Origin of the sequence: Arthrobacter sp. MYb213 (assembly GCF_002979915.1) — a bacterium.
Classification (GTDB): Bacteria; Actinomycetota; Actinomycetes; order Actinomycetales; family Micrococcaceae; genus Glutamicibacter.
This window is the reverse complement of sequence record NZ_PCQA01000001.1, coordinates 341,365-359,356: the sequence shown is the minus strand read 5'-3', so window position 1 is coordinate 359,356 and position 17,992 is coordinate 341,365. Positions and strand designations below refer to the sequence as shown.

The following is a 17,992-nucleotide window of genomic DNA, read 5'->3' as shown; positions in this document are numbered from 1 at the left end:
CACCCTACCGATATTCTGATAGTTGCGCGGTGCAGGCCAACACTTCACCGCTGCCACCGACCAGCTTCTGAAAGGACCTGCCCTATGCGCGCCGTCATCCAGGTTGCCAGCAACGCCCACGTCGAGGTCGAAGGGGAAATCGTCGGCAAACTTGATGCCCCGGGGTTGGTGATTCTTTTGGGTGTGACCCATGACGATGATCAGGGCACCGCACGCAAGGTTGCAGAGAAAATCTGGCAACTGCGCATTATGGAGGATGAAACCTCGGCCGCTGGCCTCAACGCTCCGCTATTGGTGATCAGCCAGTTCACCCTCTACGGTTCGGTGCGCAAGGGCCGACGCCCCTCGTGGTCTAACGCGGCTCCCGGTCCGGTCAGCGAACCGCTGTACGAGTACTTCGTGACCTATCTGCGCGAATTAGGTGCCACGGTTGCGACCGGAAAATTTGGCGCGATGATGAACGTGTCGCTCACCAACACCGGCCCATTCACGGTGATCGTTGATTCGGCCGAGTTAGCTTAGCGAACGATAGCTTTCACCAATTGTGCGAGCATTTCGAAGTTTGCGCTCTGCTTGTCCAGCTCGGTACGACCAGCAACGGAGAGTTCGTAGACTTTCCTCCCGGGCCCGCCTTGGCCTTCTTCCCATCGAGTTTCCACAAATCCCGAAGCTTCTAATTTCGCCAACGCGGGATAAAGTGTCGCGCCCTTGACCGGCCCGAAACTTCGCTCCTGCAGGGATTTGGACAGTGCATAGCCGTGAGCTGGCCCCGTGGATAGTTCAGCCAACAAAAGCATCGGAAGCATGGCTCGCTGCCAGCTGCCGGGAAATGGCGACTCCTTACTCATCGCGGCCTTCTTCCAGGCCACGGGCATGGGCGCGCCTTTGAGCTAGTTTTGATTCCACATATTCTGCGCGATTTGCTGGGCGTAACTCGTACAAAGAAAGCGCCGCATAAATCACGATACAAACCGTGAAGAAGATATCCCATCCGCTGCGGTCCGGGGCAAGTAACCCTTCCACGAGGCTGGGGGCGTATAGGCCGACGAGCGCCAGTGGCAGCAACCGGAGCATTAACCATCGCCGTTGCAACGCCTTTGCGGTGTTCACTCCCAGGCCGATGGCAAATTCGCCCGGAGTGCCGAATTCTTCTTGAATCGAGGCTTCCTCTCCCAGCATGCTGATATTGGACCAGTGTTCGCGGGCCGGTGCCATAACGAAGGCCGCCTCTTTAGCTCGCATTCCATAACGTCCGCGTAGCAAACGCGTGGATTCGGCAAACCACGCTTCTGGCTCTGCGAATGTTAGGGCGCCATCACCTGGTACCGCAGGCTCTTCATTAAATGGCAGCCAAAACACGCTGACAGCCAGGGCTATACCGAGAATCGGTGCCAGCCAGTTAGGCATGGGCAGTGCTTGTTCACCGCCGAATGTGGCGATAAGCGCGGCCACCGCGATGGAAACTGCTATTCCGGACAACCCCAGCGACCATGATCGTGCAAATTTTCCTTTGAGTCGGTACAACCACCACAGGTGCCCGGATAAGGCGATTCCCGAGCCTGCGCTCAAAGCCGCTAGCTGCCAAAAGTGCCACGAATACGAAGCCCATCCGTCGCGAAATCCGACCCAAGCGCCAAATCCGGCGCACAGTAGGCCAACAACAAGCCCGAAACCAACGAGCAACAGCATGCTGCTGTTGATAGACATCTCCGAATCCGCGAGCTGCTGTGGTGTTAATCGAGAGTAGGCCCGGACTTCGCCGTATTCATCTGCATCACCAAAGAGATCTTCCGCGCCTTGGCCACTATCACCAACGGCAGCCAGCGCATTTTCCAGTTCTTGGACGCGCTGCGAATCGTTGAGGTCATTGAGCCACATGGCAAGGCTGAAGTCCTCCGCCCACGGGCGATCGCCTTCGGGGTATTGCTCGATGATGGCATTGGGTTCTGCCGGGGCCAAGTGGTCTCCTCGGATCGAAATATCTAGGTTGAAAACTAACCTAGTATTAAAATCGGCCTTAATCCACCTTCTGACCTATTTTTTAAAAAAGAACGCCGGATGGAACGCGCAAGTGCGTTCCATCCGGCTTCTCGAAGTGCCCTAAGCCTACTTGGCTTCGGCCTTCGCGGTCTCTTCGACCTTCTTCTTCTCTGGCTTGAAGTCGATGCCGGCTTCCTTACGCTGTGCCGGGGTGATCGGCGCAGGCGCGGCGGTCAGCGGATCAAAACCGCCACCGGTCTTCGGGAAAGCGATGACGTCGCGGATCGACTCGGAACCGGTGAGTAGCTGCAGTACGCGGTCCCAACCCAGGGCGATGCCGCCGTGTGGAGGGGCGCCGAACTTGAAGCCCTCCAGCAGGAAGCCGAACTGGGTCTGTGCCTGCTCGTCGGACACGCCCATCAGCTTGAAGACACGTTCCTGCACCTCACGCTGGTGGATACGGATCGAACCGCCACCAATTTCGTTACCGTTGCAGACGATGTCATAAGCGTAGGACAGCGCCGAACCAGGATCGGTGTCGAAGGTGTCCATGAACTCTGGCTTCGGGCTGGTGAACGCGTGGTGCACGGCGGTCCAGGCGCCGGCGCCCACTGCCACGTCGCCGGAGGCAACGGCCGCGGATGCTGGCTCGAACATAGGTGCGTCGACGATCCAGACGAATGCCCAGTCGCCGTCCTTGATCAGACCGGTGCGGTGACCGATTTCCACGCGGACCGCGCCAAGCAGTGCGCGCGATTCGGTTTTGTCTCCCGCGGAGAAGAAGATGCAGTCGCCGGGCTTCGCGCCGGTCGCCTGCGCCAAGCCGGCCTTCTCCTCGTCGGACAGGTTCTTCGCCACTGGACCAGCTAGCTCGCCATCTTCCTTGAGCAGCACGTAGGCAAGACCCTTGGCACCGCGCTGCTTAGCAAATTCCTGCCAAGCATCCAGGGTGCGTCGTGGCTGGGATGCGCCACCTGGCATGACCACGGAACCGACATACGCGGACTGGAACACCTTAAAAGAGGTGTTCGCGAAGTATTCGGTCATTTCGGTCAATTCCAGACCGAAACGCAGATCTGGCTTGTCGCTGCCGTACTTGGCCATAGCCTCGGAGTACGCCATGCGGCGAATCGGGGTAGGAACCTGCACGTCGATCAACGACCAGATTTCCTTAACCAGCTTCTCACCGAGCTCGATGATGTCATCTTCCTCAACGAACGAGGCTTCGATATCCAGCTGGGTGAATTCTGGCTGGCGGTCCGCACGGAAATCCTCATCGCGGTAGCAACGAGCGATCTGGTAGTACTTTTCAAAGCCGCCGACCTGCAACAGCTGCTTGAACAGCTGTGGGGACTGTGGCAACGCGTACCAGGAGCCCGGGGAAAGGCGTGCCGGTACGACGAAGTCGCGGGCGCCTTCCGGGGTGGAACGAGTCAGCGTTGGAGTTTCGATTTCGACGAAGCCCTCATCGTGCAGCAGGTTACGTGCGGCACGGTTGACCTCGGAACGCAAACGCAGGTTGCGGGTCGGGGTCGGACGGCGCAGGTCAAGGTAGCGGTGACGCAGACGCGCCTCCTCGCCAACCTCAACGTGCTCATCGATCTGGAAAGGAAGCGGGGCTGCGGTGTTCAGCACGCTCACCTCTTCGGCGATCACCTCGATCTCGCCTGTGGGCAGGTTCGGGTTTTCGTTGCCCTCCGGACGACGCTCAACGGTGCCCTTGATCTGCAACACGAATTCATTGCGCAGCGGGTGGAAGTCCTCTTCATCACGCACGACTACCTGGGCGAACCCCGAGGCATCGCGCAGATCGAGGAACGCCACGCCACCGTGGTCGCGACGACGCGCAACCCAACCGGTGAGGGTGACCTGCTGTGAAATGTGCTCGGCGCGAAGTTCGCCCAGCTGATGAGTGCGTAGCACTACGATCCTTTCGGTCGGTTGAGACTAGAAATCTCTTCAGTTCTTCTCGTTGACGAGTTTAGTGCACCGTGACTAGTTGACGGTGTTGTGCAGATCTTCTGCCGGTGGGGTCCAGCTGCTTGGATCGGCGGTAATTTGCTCACCGGTGCGGATATCTTTCACCTCGTGGGTGCCGTCTTCCTGGGTGAACCAGACGAACGGAATTCCGCGTCGGTCTGCGAACTTGATCTGCTTACCGAACTTTTCGGCGCTCGAAGCGACCTCGCAGGCGATCCCCCGGCCACGTAGCGCGGCAGCAACGTCTTGGGCCTGGTGCCAGGAATCGTCGTTGAGCAAGGTGACATATACCACCGACGGCACGGTGCGCGCGGCGCTCACCAGCTCCTCGGCAAGGATCCGGGAGACCAAACGAGTCACGCCGATGGACAGTCCTACGCCGGGGTAATTTTTCTTGCCCTTGGACGCCAAGGATTCGTAGCGCCCGCCGGAGCAGATCGAACCCAAAGATTCGTGGCCCACCAGCACGGTCTCGTACACGGTGCCGGTGTAATAATCTAGGCCGCGGGCGATGGACAGATCCGCCATCACCTTGCCCGGGGCACGCTTAGAGGCGGCGTCAATCACCTGGAAGAGTTCATCGAGCCCGGTATCTAGCAGCTCGTGTTCGACGCCTAGGGCGCGCACCTGCTCCACGAAGCTGGTGTCCAGCGTACGGATGGCGGCCAGGGCCAGCGCGGCGTCGGCCTGTTCACGGGTGGCGCCAACCTCGTCGATGAGGATCGTGGCCACCGCCTCGTTGCCAATTTTTTCCAGCTTGTCGATGGCGCGCAGCACCGCATCCGGATCATCTAGACCCAGACCACGGTAGAAGCCTTCGGCCAGCTTGCGGTTGTTTACGCGCAGACGGAAGTCGCCGATCGGCAGTGCGGACAGGGCATCGGCAATGGTCAGTGCCAGCTCCACGTCGTAGCTGAAGGCGAGCGTGCCGTCGCCGACCACGTCGATATCTGCCTGGGTGAATTCACGGAAGCGGCCGTCTTGCGGACGCTCGCCGCGCCACACCTTTTGCATCTGGTAGCGGCGGAAAGGGAAAGCTAGGTGTCCGGCGTTTTCTACCACGTAGCGGGCAAAAGGCACCGTCAGATCAAAGTGCAGGGCTAGTGCGTTCGGATCGTGCTTATCTTCATTTTCAGCCGCTAGCCGCGAGAGGCCGTAAACTTCCTTGTCGATCTCGCCCTTGCGCAGCAGCTGCCCGCGGGTCTCCACCGCGCGCGTTTCAATGTTGGCAAAACCATGCAGTTCAAAGGTGCGACGCAAGGTGTCTAACACATGTTGTTCGACGACCCGCTCGGCGGGAAGCCATTCGGGGAAACCTGATAATGAGGCCTTGCGTGCCATGAAACTCCTTCATACAAAATGGTTGCCTATCCATCTTACGACGCATCAGGTAGCAATACTGTGCACGTCGGCTTACTAAGAAGTGCAGCTCACAGGTAGAGTTAGGCAAAGCAAGCGAACAGTAAAGCGAAAGAGTTTCAGCGGTGACCACCAGTCAGAAATCCGACGACAGCCCGAACATCCCCTTGCCACAGGCGCATAAGCCAGTGGCAAAGCAGGTTGTGGCTCAGCCCGTCGACCACAGTACCCCCCTTGAAGAAGCGGCAAAATTTGCCCGCGTCACCGACGATGGGCATGTATTTGTCATCATTGACGGCGCCGAGCACCCGGTTGGACAGTACCCGGATGCCACAAAGGATGAGGCTTTGGCCTACTTTGTGCGCAAATACGACGATGTGCTGTCCCAATTGATGCTACTCGAACAGCGTGTGAGCGCGAAGGCACCAAGTGGCGATATGCCAAAGACCTTGGATACCTTGGCCGCCACCGTGGCCGAGCGCCATCTGGTCGGCGATATTCCGAAGCTGGAAGCGCGGATCGCCGCTGCACGCACCGCGGTGAGTGCTCTGGCTGGCGAACAGCGTCAGGTCACCGAGGCCGCCCGTGCCGAACAGCTCAAGGTGCGCGAAGCCCTTGTTGAGCAGGCCGAAGCCTTGGCTGAGAAGCGTCCCGAGCAGATCCAGTGGAAGACCGCTTCCACCGCGATGAACGAACTGTTCGAAACGTGGAAGGGCACTCAGCGTTCGGCCGTACGTTTGCCGCGTGCCACCGAAGATGCGCTCTGGAAGCGTTTCCGTGCTGCGCGCACCACCTTTGACCGTCACCGCCGGGCGTACTTCTCACAGCTCGATGCCACCAACGCGCAGGCAAAGTCTGCCAAGGAGGAGCTGATCAGCCGCGCCGAGGCGTTGCAAACCTCCACCGACTGGGCAGGCACCGCCGCCGAGTACCGCAAGCTGATGGACGAGTGGAAAAAATCCCGCCGTGCCTCACGCAAGGATGACGACGCGCTGTGGAGCCGATTCCGTGCTTCGCAGGACGTATTCTTCCAGGCGCGTGCCGCGGAAAATGCGAAGGTTGATGCCGAATACGCTGAAAACCTGATCGTCAAGGAGGCGCTGCTTGAAGAGGCTCGCACCTTGGTGCCGGTGAAGGATCTGACCATCACCAAGCAGAAGCTCGATTCAATTCGTAGCCGTTGGGAAGTAGCTGGCAAGGTGCCACGCGCGGACCTCCAGCGAGTCGAATCGGCATTGCGTCAGGTGGAAGAGGCAGTCAAGGGCGCCGAAGAAGAGCAGTGGCGCCGGTCAAATCCAGAGACCAAGGCCCGCTCGAACTCGATGCTTTCGCAGCTGCAGGACACCATTGCAGCTTTGGAAGAGGACCTTGAAGCAGCGAAAAAGCAGGGTAATGCCAAGCGGATCGCGAAGGCTCAGGAGGCCTTGGAGGCTCGCCAGATGTGGTTGAACACCCTGGAGAAGTCTGCGGCGGATCTCGACTAGAATCCACAGATCGCACAAACACCCCCTACGCGGCGGCGCTTGCTGGTTCAGTAGCTTTATGGAAAAAGTTACCGGACAGCGCGTCGCCGCGTTGCGTATCCCCGAAGACCTGTTTATCGTCGGCGAACCTTTTACCCGCAATGAGCTTGGCGCCATGGCTAGCCATGGGCTGCTGCGCGAATCCATTGGTGGGTGTTTTGTGGAGAGCAGGTTTCGTTATGACTCGACCGCGCGGGCGCAAATAGCCGCGTTTCTTGCCGGTCGACATTTTGGTAGAACCGATATTTTCTGCCAGCAGACCGCCGCCTGGATCCATGGCTTACTGCCACATGTGAACACCGTCTGCATTTCATCGGATCTCTATCATCGGCCTTTCCGGCCGGGCAACGGGCTGCACTTTGAATTTGTGCAGCTGCCGATTGACGATGCGGATGTGGTCAATCGTAAACGGGTCAGGCTGAGCAGTTCCTTGCGCACGGTCTGCGATGTGGCCTGTTATGACCCATTGCCGATCGCCACCTCGGTGTTTAATCAAGTGCAACGCCTTGGTGATCCGTTTTTGAATCTGGACGCCGTGGGTGAAAGCCTGGCCCAACTGGAGGCCAGTCCCCCTGTGGCGCGTGCACTGCGCTTGGTGCAGTCCTATGAGGCGCGTGCTGCCTAAAACCGCCCAGGGTACACAAAACCCCACGTAACGACCCAGATTGTAGCTGGCGTTACGCAGGGTTTGGTGTTTAGCGTCGACTTCCTGCGGTGGTGCGGTAGACGTCGTAGACTCCATCGATGCGGCGGACCTGGTTGAGCACATGGCTCAGGAATTTTGGATCGCCCATTTCGAAGGAGAACCGTGAGATCGCCACTCGTTCGCGGCTAGTTTGCACGCTGGCCGAGAGAATGTTCAGGTGGCTTTCGGACAGGATCCGGGTGACATCTGAGAGCAGTGACTTGCGGTCCAGCGCTTCCACCTGGATTTCCACCAGGAATACCCCGTGGTGCTTTTCCGCCCAGGATACCTGAACCAAGCGGTCAGGCTGTTGGGCAAGCTGTGCGAGGTTGAGGCAGTCGGTGCGGTGCACCGAAACTCCGGCGCCGCGGGTCACGAAGCCCTGGATCTCATCCGGTGGGACCGGTGTACAGCAACGAGCGAGCTTGACCAGCACATCCCCGACGCCCTGCACGATGACGCCGGCGTCGTTGCCCGTGGTGGGCTTGGACAGGCTGGTGCTGACGACTGCTTCTTCATCGACCTGTTCTCCCGCCGGAGGGCCGGTGAGCGAGACCAGGTGTTCGATAACGTTCTGCGCACTGGTGTGCCCATCACCCACCGACTGGTAGAGCGCCGAAATATCCACGTGGTGCAGGTTGGTGGCCACGGTGGTCAGCAACTCATGGGTCATCAACCGCTGCAGTGGCAATTGATTGCGGCGCAACTCCTTAGTGAGTAGCTCCTTGCCCTTTTCAATCGCTTCCTCGCGGCGTTCCTTAGAGAAGTACGCGCGAATCTTAGCCTTGGCTCGCGGGGACTTGACGAAGTGCTGCCAGTCCTGCGAAGGGCCGGCGTCTTCGGCCTTGGAGGTGAAGACCTCCACCACGTCGCCCTGCTTCAACTCGGTATGCAGTGGAACGAGTTTGCCGTTCACCCGGGAGCCAATGGTGCGGTGTCCAACATCGGTGTGGATGGAATAGGCAAAATCGATCGGCGTAGCACCCACCGGCAGGGACATGATGTCACCCTTGGGGGTGAACACGTAAACTTCGGCGGAGTTGATGGTGTAGCGCAGTCCGTCGAGGAATTCCTCGGAGTCGGTGGTGTCCTCCTGCCACTCCATCAAGGAGCGCAGCCACTCCATGTTCTTCTCCGGCGAGAGCATCGCATCGGAGCGGTCCCCATGCTTGTACTGGAAGTGCGCTGCCACCCCATTCTCGGCGTGTAGGTGCATCTCATGGGTGCGGATCTGAATTTCCACCGGCTTGCCCTCTGGGCCCATTACGGTGGTGTGCAGAGACTGATAAAGGTTTAGCTTCGGCAGCGCGATGTAGTCTTTGAAACGTCCGGGCAGCGGATTCCATTCGGAGTGCACTACGCCCAGGGCGCCATAACAGTCCTTCACCGAGTCCACGGTGATCCGTACGCCCATCAGGTCGTGAATGTCGTCGAAGTCTTTACCGCGCACGATCATCTTCTGGTAGATCGAGTAATAGTGCTTCGGTCGGCCCGAGACTTGGGCGTGAACGTTGAGTTCGCCCAGTTTATTGTTCAGCTGTTCGCGGATGCCTGCGAGGTATTTTTCGCGTTCCGGGGTGCGGTCCCCCACCATCCGAACAATTTCTTGGTACACCAGTGGGTGCAGGGCTGCGAAGGAAAGGTCTTCCAGTTCCCATTTAACCGCGTTCATGCCCAGCCGGTGCGCCAGCGGAGCGAAGATCTCTAAGGTCTCTTTCGCCTTGCGCGAGCTGGACTCGGCAGAGACATAACGCCAGGTGCGCGCGTTGTGCAGGCGGTCGGCCAATTTGATGAGCAGCACACGGATATCGCGGGACATCGCGACAACCATTTTGCGGACGGTTTCCGCCGGGGCGGCATCCCCATAGGTGACCTTGTCGAGTTTGGTCACCCCGTCGACGAGCATCGCGATCTCTTCGGAAAATTCCTTGGTGACCGACTCTAGCGAGTAGTCGGTGTCTTCCACGGTGTCGTGCAGCAACGCGGCAGCCAGGATCGAACCTGTCATACCCATTTCTGCAAGGATCGTCGCTACGGCCACCGGGTGGGTGATGTAGGGGTCTCCACTTTTACGTTTTTGACCCTCGTGGTACTTTTCTGCCACCTCGTAGGCGTGGATCAGCAGATCAAGATCAGCCTTGGGGTGTTTGGATTTGACCGTGCGTAGCAACGGTTCCAAAGTTGGCGAGGTGCTCGGAGTGCTACCTCGGCCCGCAAAGCGTACTAGACGTGAGATAGAGCGTCGCTTCGAATTGTTTGGGGTCGGCGTGTTAGCCATGCCTCGCTCCTTCCCACCGTTGCCGGTCCTAACGGTGCTAGGTGCCAAGCTCGCGATGCCGGCGCCGTGCAATGTTTTAGTTCATTCGTTATAGCACATTCGCGTGATGACAACTAATTACCCGTTCGACACTACTATAAAAAAGTGCCCCGGATCGGTTGATCCGGGGCACTTCGCTCGTGGCTTGATGCCAAGAAGGTTTTTAGTGCTTAGGCGTCCAGCGCTTCCATCTTCTTATTGTGCTTGACCACGTCGATATCTCGTTCACGCAACCAGCTGTAGACCGGCGCCTGAATGAACAAGGTGGACAAGGTGGAGATGATAATGCCGACGAACAAAGCCAGCGACAGGTCCTTAAGCGTACCGGCACCGAGTAGGTAGGAACCGATGAACAGGATCGAAGCTACTGGCAGCACTGCAACCACCGAGGTGGTGATTGAACGCACCAGAGTCTGGTTCACCGCGAGGTTCACCTTCTGCTGGAAAGTGCGCTTATTCTGCTGCTCGAAGTCCTTGGTGTTTTCACGAACCTTGTCGAAAACCACCACAGTGTCGTACAGCGAATAACTCAGAATCGTCAGGAACCCGATAATCGCACTGGGCGTGATTTCAAAACCGGAGAGCGAATAGATTCCCGCGGTAATGATGATCACGACAAACAGGCCAACAATTGCGGCGATAGACATCTTCCACGTGCGGAAGTACGCGGCCATCAGCAAGCCAACCAACACGATGAACACGATTAGGCCGATCAGAGCCTGCTTGGAGACGTCCTGGCCCCAGGTTGGACCGATGAAGTTACTGGTCACCTCGCTGGATTCGACTTGGTAAGCCTTGGCCAGTTCGCCCGCCACGGTGAGCGTCTGATCATCGTTGAGTCGATCGGTCTGCACGCGCATGGTGCCCGGAGCGATATTCGTGACCGTAGCGGCGGCACCATCTGCAGCGTTCTTCACTACATCTTCGCCGACGCTGACCTCGGTGTTCTGTACACCAGAGACCATAAATTCCGAACCGCCACGGAAATCAATTCCGAGGTTGAACCCGCCCTTGGCCACCGGAACCAGGATCGAGGCGATCACCAGAATAGCAGCGATCAAGAACCACAGGCGGTGCTTCTGGGTGAACGGGTAGGAGCGCTTCCCGGTGTAGAGCTGATTGCCCCACTCTGCGAGATTATTCATTGTTCTCCTCCCGGTTTGCTTCGGCGCGACGGCGCTCTGCGATGGTCAACCGCTTGGCTGCCTCACCGCTCGCTTTAGAGTTCTTCTTGCCGCGGTTTTCCTGCGCATTTTCATTAAAGCTGCGCACCTTGCCGGCACCGCGGTACAGCGGTACCGCGCCAAGCAGCGATGGATCCAGGCCGGAGAGGCGGTGTCCATCTGCGAAGAACTTCGTGCGTGCCAGCAGCATTAGCGTTGGGTGGGTCAGACCGTAAACGATGACGAGGTCGATGATTGCGGTCAAGCCTAGGGTGAAGGCGAAGCCTCGCACGTTACCCACGGCCACGAGGTAGAGCACCACGGCAGCAAGTACGTTGACAGCCTTGGAAACCAGAATGGTTCGCTTAGCGCGAGACCAGCCCACATCCACGGCACTGGCCAACGAACGGCCATCACGCAACTCATCACGGACACGTTCGAAGTACACGATGAAGGAGTCAGCGATCAAGCCAATGGCCACGATCAGACCCGCGACACCTGCCAGAGATAGACGATAATTCATCCCCCAGCCAAGAAGTACAAGCGAAAGATAGGTCAATACGCCAGCTGCGATCAGCGAAGCAATCGTGACCAGACCCAGCGCACGGTACTGGAAGAGCGAATAGATGAACACCAAGATTAGACCAATGATGCCCGCGATAATACCTGCCTTGAGCTGGTCCCCACCGAGTGTGGCTGACACCTGCTGCTCAGACTGAATATCAAAGCTAATCGGCAGTGCGCCGTATTTGAGCTGCTGGGCCAACGCCTGCGCGGATTCCTCGGTGAAGCCACCAGAAATCTGTGGGCGACCATCGGAGATCACCGCATTGGTGGTTGGAGCTGAGATGACGGTTCCATCAAGCACGATGGCGAACTGGTTCTGTGAACCCTGCAACGCGATGAGACGCTGAGTCGTTTCCGCAAAGGTTGCGGCGCCCTGATTGTTGAACTCGATCACCACGACCCACTCGCCGGTCACCGCGCCCTGAACACCGCGTGCCAAGTTGGCATAGGCATCAGAAATTTGGTCACCTGGAATTTCCTGCGGGCCGAGGATGTACTTCACTCCCTGGCGCGGGTCACAGGAGATCATTGCGGCCTTTGGATCGTGCTCCGCAGTTTCACGCTTCTCGACCTCGACTGGGCAGTCGTAGGCCTCGAACTCTTTATAGAGCTTTTTGGTGATCCAGCTGGTATCCGAAGGATTCTCCGGCTTTGCCGTCGGTGCTGGAATGTCCTTGTCAGCGGTGCGCTGTTCCTTTGGAGTTGCCTCGTAGGAACCGGTAATGAGCACCGGACGGAATTCCATGTTCGCCGAGGCCTGGATCAGCTGACGCGTTTCAGCATCCGGGGTTCCAGGCATCGACACGACGACGTTACGTCCAGACTGGGTGGTGATTTCGGCTTCCGTAACACCGGAACCATCGACGCGCTGGCGGATAATTTCCACCGCTTGATCGAGCTGCTCCTGGCTAATAGCTACGTCGCCCTTAACTCGGGGCGCCAGGATCATCTGGGTGCCGCCTTCGAGGTCGAGCGCCAGCTTTGGGGCCGCGCCGGTCTTGCCCGTCGACACACCAGCAACCAGAACACCGGTTGCAATGATGAGGACGACCAGTAACCACAGCAACGCCTTGCGTGCCTGTTTTACAGGTCCAATTGATGACATCTATTGTGCTTTCTTGAACTGGTGGCGTGCTAGACAGCCACCACGATGGTGCCTGCCTTAGGCGTTGCGGTCGTCCTTGCCCTGGTCGTTCAAACGACGAAGGCTCTCTTCTGGGGATTCGGCGACGGCAGGAGTGCCAGCGGCTTCTTCGGCAGGAGCCTCGGTTACTTCTGGATCCAAGAAGGTGGAGATAGCCTGGCGGTGCAAGGTGAGCACCACGCCATTGGCGACCTCGACAAGCACACGATCCTGCTCATCGATAGAAATGATGGTGCCGAAGATGCCCGAGTTGGTCATCACCTTGGCGCCTGGAACCGACTTGGTCTTCAGTGCTTCTTGCTGCTTAGAAACCTTCTTGCGACCACGGATCATCATGATGATCAGCACTGCGAAGAGCGCGACCATCAGAATCATGGATGGATTGAAGCCGCCACCGGCTCCCTGTGCAAGGACGAGGGAATTCACTTGTAATACCTGCTAACGATTCGTTTAAAGAGCTAAGACGCCCGGGCACGCCAAAGTCAGGGCGTGTGTCGGGCGTCTCCAGTCTAATGGCTAGAAGCAAAGCACCAAGCCATTTACGCGGGCAGAGTAGATGTATTCATCTAATCCTCATCGGATTCATAGCTTTGAGTTCCGGCAAAGATCGCATCCTTAGGCACCGCGAGGCCCAAATGCTCCCAAGCCGCTGGCATCGCGATGCGTCCGCGCGGGGTGCGTCCCATGAGTCCTTCACGAACTAAGAAGGGCTCGGCGACGGTTTCTACGGTTTCGCTTTCTTCACCCACCGCGATGGCCAGGGTCGACAGTCCTACCGGTCCCCCACCAAATTTAAGACACAGCGCTTCGAGTACCGAGCGGTCCAGGCGGTCAAGCCCCTTGGGGTCCACCTCGTACATCTCCAGTGCTGCAGCGGCAGCCCCGTGATCGATCTCTTCAAGTTTGTTCACCAGCGCCCAGTCCCGCACGCGACGAAGCAAGCGGTTCGCGATACGTGGGGTGCCACGCGAACGTCCAGCGATCTCGCTGAAGGCCGAGGAAGTCACGCGTAGATCAAGCATCATTGCCGAACGGCGAAGGACCAGTTCGAGTTCTTCAACCGCATAAAATTCTAGGTGTCCGGTGAAGCCAAAGCGGTCGCGTAGCGGACCAGGAAGCAGCCCGGCACGGGTGGTCGCCCCCACCAAAGTAAATGGCGGAAGTTCCAAGGGAATAGCGGTAGCCCCGGCGCCCTTACCGACAATAATGTCCACGCGGAAATCTTCCATGGCCATGTAAAGCATTTCTTCGGCAGGCCGAGACATCCGGTGAATCTCGTCCAAAAAGAGCACTTCACCCTCGGTGAGCGAGGAGAGAATCGCGGCCAAATCTCCCGCGTGCTGGATGGCGGGGCCCGAAGATATGCGTAGCGGGGCGTTCATTTCCGCGGCGATAATCATCGAGAGTGTGGTTTTTCCCAATCCGGGAGGACCCGAGAGCAACACGTGGTCGGCGGTGCGCTCGCGGATCTTCGCCGCTTCAAGCATCAGTGAGAGCTGTTGGCGTACCCGGCCCTGACCGACGAAGTCGTCTAAGTTGCGCGGGCGCAGAGCTGCCTCAATCACCCGCTCTTCGGGTTCACTGCCGGCGTTGGTCAGCTGCGAGGAATCATTCACAGGGTTATCCTATCGGGCACGAGTGCCGGTGGACATGCTACGTAGCGCCGCACGTAGAATTTCGGAGACGTTACCGGTTTCGACAACTTCAGGGTTCGCCTTGCCCAGTGCCTTCAACGTAGATTGTGCGTCCTTTTCGGTCCAGCCTAGGCCGGTGAGCGCCTCGATGACCTGTGGTTCCCAGACCGATCCGGTGCTCGTACGGGCCGTGGCGGTATCTACGCCGGTGGGGATCAGTTTGCCGTTGAGCTCCAGTACGATTCGGCTGGCGCCCTTGGGACCAATGCCCGAGACCTTGGTGAAGGCGGCGGTGTCTTTGGTGTTCGCCGCGACGCGGACCTCTTCGGGGGTGTGTACCGCCAAGATCGCTAGGCCGGTGCGAGGGCCAACACCCGAGACGCCGATAACTACTTCGAATACCTCGCGTTCGTCGGGGGTAGCGAAGCCAAAGAGCGTCATCGAATCTTCGCGCACCACCATCGAGGTGTGCACGGTGGCTTCACGGCCCACGTGCAAAGTGGAGAGCGTGCCGGGGGTAGCTTGGATAAGCATGCCGAAGCCGTTGACGTTGATAACCGCGGTGTTTAGGGTTACGGCCTGGACCGTGCCGGTCAATGAGCTGATCATGCCACTCCTCAAAAGTATGTTCGAACGCTTCTAGCTTATCGAAGATAGTTACGAATGGCGATTAGCGACGGGCCGCACGATGCTTCGAGGAGGCTTCGGCGGCAATCCATGCCTGCTGTGCGGCGGTGAGTTGCTGGGAACCGGTGCGTGCGGCGGACGCTGAGGCCGAAGCGTTGGAGCCAACTGCTGCGCCACGCCATCCGTGGGCGATGGCCAAGGCCACCGCATCGGCGGCATCGGCGGGTTTAGGTGGCTCATCGAGCCGGCATATCTTGGCGACCATCTTACCGATGGCAGCCTTGGTGGCCTGTCCACTACCGGTGACCGCGGCTTTAACCTCGGTGGGGGTATGTAGCGCCACCGGGATGTTGCGCCGGGCGGCTGCCAGAATAATGACGCCGGTGACCTGGGCGGTACCGATGACCGTAGAAACGTTGGCCGAGGCGAAGACCCGCTCTAGGGCGAGTACGTCGGGCTGATGTTTATCAAGCCATGCGTCGATCGCATCGGCGATGGTCAGCAACCGCGCGTCGAGCGGGGTGCCCGGTGGGGTGCCGGCGACGGTGACATCGATTAGCTCAACCTTGCGGTTGGGTGCGACGTCGACCACGGACAAACCACAGCGGGTCAGTCCGGGGTCGACGCCTACGACACGTAGGGCCAAGTCCTACTGCTCTTCGTCGAGGGCCGCACGGACCTCGTCGGATAGATCGGCGTTGGTGTAAATGCCCTGCACGTCGTCGAGTTCTTCCAACGCGTCGTACAGGTGCAAGAACTTACGTGCACCCTCAACGTCCAAATCAACCTTCATCGACGGAATGAATTCCATTTCGTCGGTTTCGTAGGCGATTTCAGCTTCGTCCAGTGCGGCAGCTACCGCACGCAGGTCCGAAGGGTCGCAGACAATGGCGAAGGTTTCGCCTTCGTCGAGGATTTCATCGGCGCCGGCATCGAGTACAACCATCAACAGGTCGTCCTCGGTCAGCTCGCCTTTGGGTAGACGTACTACGCCCTGGCGGGCGAAGAGGTAGGACACGGAGCCCGGATCGGCGACGGTTCCACCGTTGCGGGTGATGCCTACGCGGACCTCGGAAGCTGCGCGGTTCTTGTTGTCGGTGAGGCACTCGATGAGCAGTGCCGAACCCTGCGGGCCGCGGGCCTCGTAGATGATCTCGGTGTAGTCGACAACTTCGCCGTCAAGTCCGGCGCCGCGCTTAACAGCGCGATCAATGTTGTTGATCGGCACGGAGTTCTTCTTCGCCTTGCTGACGGCGAGTTCCAGTGCCGGGTTACCGGCCAGGTCGGCGCCGCCGGCGCGAGCGGCAACTTCGATGCCCTTGATGTATTTAGCGAAGGCCTTGGCGCGCTTGGCGTCAATGGCTGCCTTCTTATGCTTGGTGGTTGCCCATTTGGAGTGGCCTGACATGCTTTAAGCGTCTCCTCGCGTGAGATTAACAAAAAAATCGTGGATGGCCCTGCTTCCGGTAACTTCCGGATGAAAGCTAGTGGCCAACAAATTTCCCTGACGTACTGCAACGATTCTACCTTGTGCACGGCTATCGGGCGCAGGCACCGTACTAAGCACAGCCACGTCGGGGCCTATTTGAACTGCTTCGGGAGCTCGAATGAACACCGCGGTGAGGTCCTGGCCGACAAATTTGAGCGTGTGTTCGAAGGAATCTACCTGTCGCCCGAACGCGTTGCGGCGCACCAACATGTCGATTCCGCCCAGCGTTTGCTGTTGCTCGCCGGTACTGGTGACCGCGGGGTTTTCCAGCCGATCGGCCAACATAATCATTCCGGCACAGGAGCCGTAAGTGGGCATGCCAGCAGCGATGCGCTCCTTGATCGGCTGCGCCAGACCATAGTTGCGGGTGAGCCGATCAATCACCGAAGACTCGCCGCCGGGAATGATCAGCGCATCCACGGCCTTCAACTCATCGAGCGTACGCACCATGCGGGCTTTGACTCCCAAGCCATCGAGCGCGGCAAGGTGTTCACGGAAGTCGCCCTGTAGTGCGAGCACACCAAATTCGCTCATCTTGAGCCTTCACAGTTTGTGGATGGTTGGCGCAGGAAGCGCCGAAATAACGTTAATACCGGTAGGGCGCGCTGTGCAGTTTTATTTCTCGGTGTGTCGCCAGAAGTTTGCCGGGCTTGATAGGTTCAGGCCTATGAGTGCAGATATTTCAGCCTTTAAATTGCCCGGTGATCTTTTGATGCCCGCGATCGGCTTAGGAACTTGGCCGATGCGCGAGTCCGAAGCAAGTGACGCGGTCACCTCGGCCCTCAATATTGGTTACCGCCGGATCGACACGGCGGAAAACTATCAAAATGAGCAAGCGGTGGGTCTGGGGCTTCGAACTAGTGGGGTGCCTCGCGATGAAGTTTTTGTGACCACGAAGTTTAACAAGCAGTGGCATTCGGCCGCCGGGGTGCGCCAAGCGTTGGAAAATTCGCTGAATCGTTTAGGTCTGGACTATCTGGACCTATTTCTTATTCACTGGCCCAACCCGGAGCAGGGCACTTTTGTTCAGGCCTTTGCCGAGATGCAAAAGCTTGTGGCCGAGGGGCTGATTCGCGCCGCGGGCGTCTCAAACTTTAAGCCCGCACAATTGCAGGTTTTGCTTGATGCGGGATTCACCCCGGCGGTTAATCAGATTCAGCTGGATCCCGAGCGGCGCAGTGCCTCGTGGCAGGCGTATAACACCGAGCATGGGGTACTCACCGAGGCCTATTCACCGCTGGGTCGGGGGAAATCTGAATTTTTGCAGCATCCGACACTGGTGCAGATTGCCGAGGCGCACATGAAGACGCCTGCGCAGGTGACCTTGCGTTGGCATGTACAGTCTGGGCGAGCGGCGGCGCCGAAATCGGCAAACCCTTCAAGGCAGGCGCAGAATCTCGATATCTTCGACTTTGAACTGAGCACCACGCAGATGGCAGACATCGAGGCACTGGATACCGGTGCCGGTCCATTTACCGATTCGGATGAGTTCGGGCACTAGCCGGCACTCTTGCCAATGGACGG

At 58.6% G+C, this 17,992-nt stretch carries 17 protein-coding genes; 4 read left to right on the top strand and 13 right to left on the bottom strand.

The window, feature by feature from the left end:
- Positions 1-84: 84 nt before the first annotated feature.
- Positions 85-522, top strand: a complete 438-nt coding sequence (dtd, locus tag CQ011_RS01690) for a D-aminoacyl-tRNA deacylase (RefSeq protein WP_105674048.1) — start codon at positions 85-87, stop codon at positions 520-522.
- On the opposite strand, the gene CQ011_RS01685 is transcribed toward dtd, so the two are convergent.
- From CQ011_RS01685 to hisS, 4 genes are all read right to left on the bottom strand, one after another.
- Complete coding sequence (locus CQ011_RS01685; RefSeq protein WP_105674046.1) at positions 519-848, bottom strand: PadR family transcriptional regulator; 330 nt, start codon at positions 846-848, stop codon at positions 519-521. The genes dtd and CQ011_RS01685 overlap by 4 nt on opposite strands.
- Positions 841-1,959, bottom strand: a complete 1,119-nt coding sequence (locus tag CQ011_RS01680; RefSeq protein WP_105674044.1) for a hypothetical protein — start codon at positions 1,957-1,959, stop codon at positions 841-843. Before CQ011_RS01680 ends, CQ011_RS01685 begins: the two co-directional genes overlap by 8 nt.
- 147 nt (positions 1,960-2,106) lie before the next feature.
- The gene (aspS, locus tag CQ011_RS01675) at positions 2,107-3,903 is read right to left on the bottom strand and encodes an aspartate--tRNA ligase (protein ID WP_105674042.1); all 1,797 of its coding nucleotides are present in this window, start codon (positions 3,901-3,903) and stop codon (positions 2,107-2,109) included.
- A gap of 72 nt (positions 3,904-3,975) precedes the next feature.
- Positions 3,976-5,301 carry a histidine--tRNA ligase gene (gene hisS / locus CQ011_RS01670; protein ID WP_105674040.1) on the bottom strand — a complete coding sequence of 442 codons (1,326 nt, stop codon included), beginning with the start codon at positions 5,299-5,301 and terminating at the stop codon, positions 3,976-3,978.
- Between the two features lie 143 nt (positions 5,302-5,444).
- Between hisS and CQ011_RS01665 the strand changes: the two genes are divergently transcribed.
- Positions 5,445-6,803: a DUF349 domain-containing protein gene (locus tag CQ011_RS01665; RefSeq protein WP_105674038.1), complete on the top strand. Its 1,359-nt coding sequence runs from the start codon at positions 5,445-5,447 to the stop codon at positions 6,801-6,803.
- A gap of 58 nt (positions 6,804-6,861) precedes the next feature.
- Positions 6,862-7,467: a hypothetical protein gene (locus CQ011_RS01660; protein WP_105674036.1), complete on the top strand. Its 606-nt coding sequence runs from the start codon at positions 6,862-6,864 to the stop codon at positions 7,465-7,467.
- A 70-nt stretch (positions 7,468-7,537) separates the two neighbouring features.
- Here the strand turns inward: CQ011_RS01660 and CQ011_RS01655 are convergent, their stop codons facing one another.
- From CQ011_RS01655 to pdxT, 9 genes are all read right to left on the bottom strand, one after another.
- Positions 7,538-9,805, bottom strand: coding sequence for a RelA/SpoT family protein (locus tag CQ011_RS01655; protein ID WP_105674034.1), 2,268 nt, complete (start codon positions 9,803-9,805; stop codon positions 7,538-7,540).
- Between the two features lie 209 nt (positions 9,806-10,014).
- Positions 10,015-10,989 carry a protein translocase subunit SecF gene (gene secF / locus CQ011_RS01650; protein WP_105674032.1) on the bottom strand — a complete coding sequence of 325 codons (975 nt, stop codon included), beginning with the start codon at positions 10,987-10,989 and terminating at the stop codon, positions 10,015-10,017.
- Positions 10,982-12,679 (bottom strand): protein translocase subunit SecD, encoded by a 1,698-nt coding sequence (gene secD / locus CQ011_RS01645; RefSeq protein ID WP_105674030.1) that lies wholly within the window; start codon positions 12,677-12,679, stop codon positions 10,982-10,984. Before secD ends, secF begins: the two co-directional genes overlap by 8 nt.
- Positions 12,680-12,736: 57 nt before the next feature.
- Positions 12,737-13,144: a preprotein translocase subunit YajC gene (gene yajC / locus CQ011_RS01640; protein ID WP_105674028.1), complete on the bottom strand. Its 408-nt coding sequence runs from the start codon at positions 13,142-13,144 to the stop codon at positions 12,737-12,739.
- A 140-nt stretch (positions 13,145-13,284) separates the two neighbouring features.
- Positions 13,285-14,334: a Holliday junction branch migration DNA helicase RuvB gene (gene ruvB, locus CQ011_RS01635; RefSeq protein WP_096257789.1), complete on the bottom strand. Its 1,050-nt coding sequence runs from the start codon at positions 14,332-14,334 to the stop codon at positions 13,285-13,287.
- Positions 14,335-14,343: 9 nt separating this feature from the next.
- Positions 14,344-14,961, bottom strand: coding sequence for a Holliday junction branch migration protein RuvA (ruvA, locus tag CQ011_RS01630; RefSeq protein WP_105674026.1), 618 nt, complete (start codon positions 14,959-14,961; stop codon positions 14,344-14,346).
- A gap of 61 nt (positions 14,962-15,022) precedes the next feature.
- Entirely contained in the window at positions 15,023-15,625 is a 603-nt protein-coding gene (gene ruvC / locus CQ011_RS01625) for a crossover junction endodeoxyribonuclease RuvC (RefSeq protein WP_105674024.1), read from the bottom strand.
- Between the two features lie 3 nt (positions 15,626-15,628).
- Positions 15,629-16,387: a YebC/PmpR family DNA-binding transcriptional regulator gene (locus tag CQ011_RS01620; RefSeq protein WP_105674022.1), complete on the bottom strand. Its 759-nt coding sequence runs from the start codon at positions 16,385-16,387 to the stop codon at positions 15,629-15,631.
- A 3-nt stretch (positions 16,388-16,390) separates the two neighbouring features.
- Positions 16,391-17,002: a pyridoxal 5'-phosphate synthase glutaminase subunit PdxT gene (gene pdxT / locus CQ011_RS01615; RefSeq protein ID WP_105674020.1), complete on the bottom strand. Its 612-nt coding sequence runs from the start codon at positions 17,000-17,002 to the stop codon at positions 16,391-16,393.
- Positions 17,003-17,135: 133 nt separating this feature from the next.
- On the opposite strand from pdxT, the gene CQ011_RS01610 reads away from it, so the two are divergent.
- Entirely contained in the window at positions 17,136-17,969 is an 834-nt protein-coding gene (locus CQ011_RS01610; protein WP_105674018.1) for an aldo/keto reductase, read from the top strand.
- The last annotated feature ends 23 nt before the right edge of the window (positions 17,970-17,992 follow it).